Here is a 3,848-nt window from a genome sequence, read left to right as displayed (position 1 = left end):
ATAACGCTGCCGACCACCGCCTAACTAACCATGACGAGAACAGTCAGTGTCGTCCCGAGCTCTGCACGAGCGGATGCCTACCCAGAGATCGGTGAAGGTCGATGCTCTGTAACGGTACGTCCCACTCAGCGACAGTCGGCTACCGATCGTAGTCGACTGCCCTGGAGCAAGAAGGGGCTCGAACGGAACCGCTTCACCCGCGGCCGGCGGAATGACGATCCTGGCCAGCTCGAACGGAATCGGCGCGGCACGACGGCCAGGCGCGACCTGGATGTGTTCGCCGCTGCCCTCGATGTTGTCGACGACGTACGAGTTGGCGCGGCTGAAATTTGTCAAGGTCCAGTGATCGCCTACCGCCATGATCTCCCCGGCAAGTCGGGAGACGCTCGGTTCGGACAACTCGACGCCCACCGAGACGCCTGGGGATCCGCGACCGAACGCTAATCACTCGCCCGGCGCGAGTTGACGGGTCACGGCCGCGGCTTCACCACGAACCGCCGGGGTGGCTGGCCCGTCGACGTCACGCGGCCAGGCAAACGGCTGAACGACCAGGTAGCTCACAACGCCCTCCATACGTACGCCATAGCCGGAGATGCCAACCGCTTCAAACAGATCCCGAGTCACTCTCGATCATAGTCGAATCCGTCATCGCGAATGCCGTAACGCGGACCGGGTGGCACTTTGGAGCGGTGAACCAGCCGCCGATGCACACTACGGCGGCGCGGTCAATCCGCGACGTCACAGGATGCAGCGCGGTCCTGGCCGTGAGTATTGTCGAGCACGCGGCGATCGACTACCCCGCTACACGACGACGAAAGGTGTTGTGCCGAGATGAAGCTTGCCCGGACTCGGTTAAGCAAAATCGCCCTTAGTCTTGGACTGCTTGTGACCGTACTGGTACCGGGGACGCTTCTCGGTGCCTCTCCGGCCCAGGCCACGGAGTCCTACCAGGGCTGCCCCGCTGGCGGGGTCTGCATCTATCCTAACGGTTCGTGGAATAGCGGACATCCGTCCAGCATATACTACTACTATGCGTCCTATAATCTCAGCAATATGTACGGGACGCATCGCGTCTTCAACAACCAGACCGACAACGCTGTCGTGAGCTTCTGCACGGGGTGGAACGGCACGAACTGCTTCTTCACAATGGGATCATGGACATATACTGATATTAATCTGACACCAGTTAACTCGATCAAGCTGATGCCCTAGTGTCTCGTGATGCAGGTCAATTTTTGTCAGACTCAGTCATTTATGCTGGTCGGAAGCCTGATCGACGCTGTGGCCAAATAAAGGATAGAGCATCACGAGACACCAGGTATTGACAATTGCTCCAAACCGCAACGTAAGCTATCGAGCGCGCTCGTCCTACGGGAAGGATTCACCATGTTAGGTCCAAGGGGCCGAAGGTGGCTACTGGCCTCCGTGACGGCGCTCGCAGCGGTGCTGGCCGGTCAGTTCCTCGCCCAGGCGCCGGCCTCCGCGGCACTCATGTACGACCAGGGCGGCTTCGCCACGTCGTATGCCCAGGACGGCACGCTGCAGATCTTCAGGGTTGCCACCAACATCGGTAACAACAGCAAGCTCTACCACTACTACGGCCACGCCGGCGAAAACCTGACCTCGGAGGTTCTGGATGATGGGCTGCCCTTCGGTGAAAAAGGTTTCCCCTCGGCCATCAACTACGGCACCAGCCTGCAGGTCTTCTACAAGAGCGGCGGCGCGTTGATCCGCAAGTACTACAACGCCGGCTGGTGGACGACAGAGACGGTCGTCGGCAGCGGCGTGAACAGCAGCCCGGCCACGGCAGTGGATATCAGCACGCTGCATACGGCCTACGTCACCTCCAGCGGCGCGCTTGTCGACCGCTGGAACTCCGGGGGCGGCTGGTCGAGCCAGACCGTGGTCCCCGGATCGTGCGACGGTTCCTTCACCCCGGCCATGGGCAACTTCAATGGGCAACTGCATATTCTAGCCCACTGCGTCGGCTCGTGGATACACTTCTGGAAGGACCCGGGTAGCCCATGGACCAGCGAGTTCCTCGGTAAGAAGATGTTCCCCGGCACGGGTGGGATCGCTCTGTCCACCGGCAATGGCGAGTTCGACGTGGTTGGCAATGCCACCGACGGCAAGCTCTGGCGGTGGTGGTACACCAGTAATGATGGCTGGCGCGAGCAGCCCATTGCCAACGGGCAAGCCGCCGGTCGGGTCCAGGTCGGCTGGTTCAACTCTTCGCTGCACGCCGCCTGGGTCGACGGTACGCGAATGCACAACAGCTGGCTCAACGGGTCGACCTGGAGTGACGAGCCCCTGGCCTGCAACTTCGGGGCCTGCAGCGATGTCGATGCGGTCGCGCTGGGCACCTCCTACTTCTTGGTAGACACACAGGAGCCATACCACCCCTGGCGGTGGACGCCGAGCGACGGCTGGCGGCAACTCAACATTCCCCAGTGGAAGTTGGCGTTTGTCAAGACGAAGAATACGGGTAGTGGAATGATCGAGGTGCATCAGACACCCGACCCGTACCAGAGCTTCGACATGCATGTCACGTCCGGATTCTCTGCGGCCGAGGACGGCAACGGCACGTTCGAGATGGTCGGCAACAAGTTAGTCTACTTCAAAACCCGCAACACCGGTAGCGGAAAAGTAGAGCTGCATTACCGCACAGCCGAGTCGAACTTTAGCGATGGTGTCAGCATCCCGACGTGGTTCGACGTAGCCGACGGAGCCAACGGTGTCTTCAACCTGGTAGATGACGGAATCGTTTTCATCAAGACCCGCAACACCGGCTCAGGAATGATCGAAGTTCACAAGCTCCCCTCGTGGAACCCGCAGGCCCCGCCCTATCTCAGCACAGCAACCAACATCCCCCTGGCCGAGGCTGACAACGGGGTGTTCCAGATGGGCGGCGAGTCCCTGGTGTTCATCAAGACCCGCAACACAGGCAGTGGCAAGATCGAGGTGCACATCACGGGAACGGACACTGCGGGATCCTGCTCCTTCTGCCAATGGCTGCTGCACCGCGCGACGGTATTCAACGCGGGTGACCGGGACAACGGCACCTTCAGCATCCGCAGCCTCACACCATACTCGCGGGATCTGATCTTCATCAAGACCCGTAATACCAGTACCGGCAAAGTGGAACTGTTCGCCGCCAGCTCCGACACTGGCTACCAGCAACAGAATCTGGCAACGGCCACCGCATACAACGTGAGCGATGGACCCAACGGCTGGTGGAACCTCAACCACACCTGAGTCGCAACCACCCCGCGCGACTGACTTCGGCGTAGAGCCATCGAGCTCCGCGTAACGACGAGTGACATTGGGTAGTCGCCTGTGGTTAGCCGGAGTGACACGCCGAACCTGTTGTGGTGCAAGGAAAAGACGCAGAACCCCGGTATGAAGGTGGTCCTCTCGCAGATTAACTTCATACCGGGGTTCTGCGTCGACGATGAGTTCACATATACCTCGGTGCTGCCGGTACGCGACGAGACGGTGGAGTTCCTGGCTGGTCTGCTGACCGCTGAGCGGCTGCGGCGGGGCATCCGCGCACGCCCGGTCACTGTCCTGCTACTGAGGAGGATGCGGGCGGTCACCGGACACGCGTTCATGATCTGAGAAATACCTCGGCCATGCTGCTGTTCCGCGCGGGGGCGGATCTGAACGAGATCCGGGCGTTGCTGCGTCATACCCGGATCGCGACCACGGCGGATACTTACATCGATGTCCTGGAAGGGGAGTGCCGACCAACTCATGACGGCGCGGAATTCCTGTCCTTTCTCAAGAAAGCTGTCAAGCCTCACGGCGGCGGGGAAATTCATGTCGTGCTGGACAATCTTTCCACCCAT

Annotated in this window: 4 protein-coding genes and 1 pseudogene; 3 read left to right on the top strand and 2 right to left on the bottom strand. The window is 60.5% G+C overall.

The window, feature by feature from the left end; translation table 11 throughout:
* Positions 1-24 precede the first annotated feature (24 nt).
* Positions 25-411: a hypothetical protein gene (locus U9980_RS24415; RefSeq protein ID WP_322770075.1), complete on the bottom strand. Its 387-nt coding sequence runs from the start codon at positions 409-411 to the stop codon at positions 25-27.
* A gap of 33 nt (positions 412-444) precedes the next feature.
* Positions 445-624 (bottom strand): hypothetical protein, encoded by a 180-nt coding sequence (locus U9980_RS24410; RefSeq protein WP_322770074.1) that lies wholly within the window; start codon positions 622-624, stop codon positions 445-447.
* An 801-nt stretch (positions 625-1,425) separates the two neighbouring features.
* On the opposite strand from U9980_RS24410, the gene U9980_RS24405 reads away from it, so the two are divergent.
* The 3 genes and pseudogenes from U9980_RS24405 to U9980_RS24395 all read left to right on the top strand — a co-directional run.
* The gene (locus tag U9980_RS24405; protein ID WP_322770073.1) at positions 1,426-3,255 is read left to right on the top strand and encodes a hypothetical protein; all 1,830 of its coding nucleotides are present in this window, start codon (positions 1,426-1,428) and stop codon (positions 3,253-3,255) included.
* Positions 3,256-3,336: 81 nt separating this feature from the next.
* Positions 3,337-3,618, top strand: a complete 282-nt coding sequence (locus U9980_RS24400; protein WP_322770076.1) for a hypothetical protein — start codon at positions 3,337-3,339, stop codon at positions 3,616-3,618.
* A pseudogene (locus U9980_RS24395) lies at positions 3,600-3,848 on the top strand (IS630 family transposase); the annotation flags it as partial. The gene U9980_RS24400 and the pseudogene U9980_RS24395, both read left to right, overlap by 19 nt.

Origin of the sequence: Protofrankia sp. Cr1, assembly GCF_963555865.1 — a bacterium.
In the GTDB taxonomy this organism is placed as follows: Bacteria; Actinomycetota; Actinomycetes; order Frankiales; family Frankiaceae; genus Protofrankia.
This window is presented reverse-complemented; position numbering and strand designations above follow the sequence as displayed.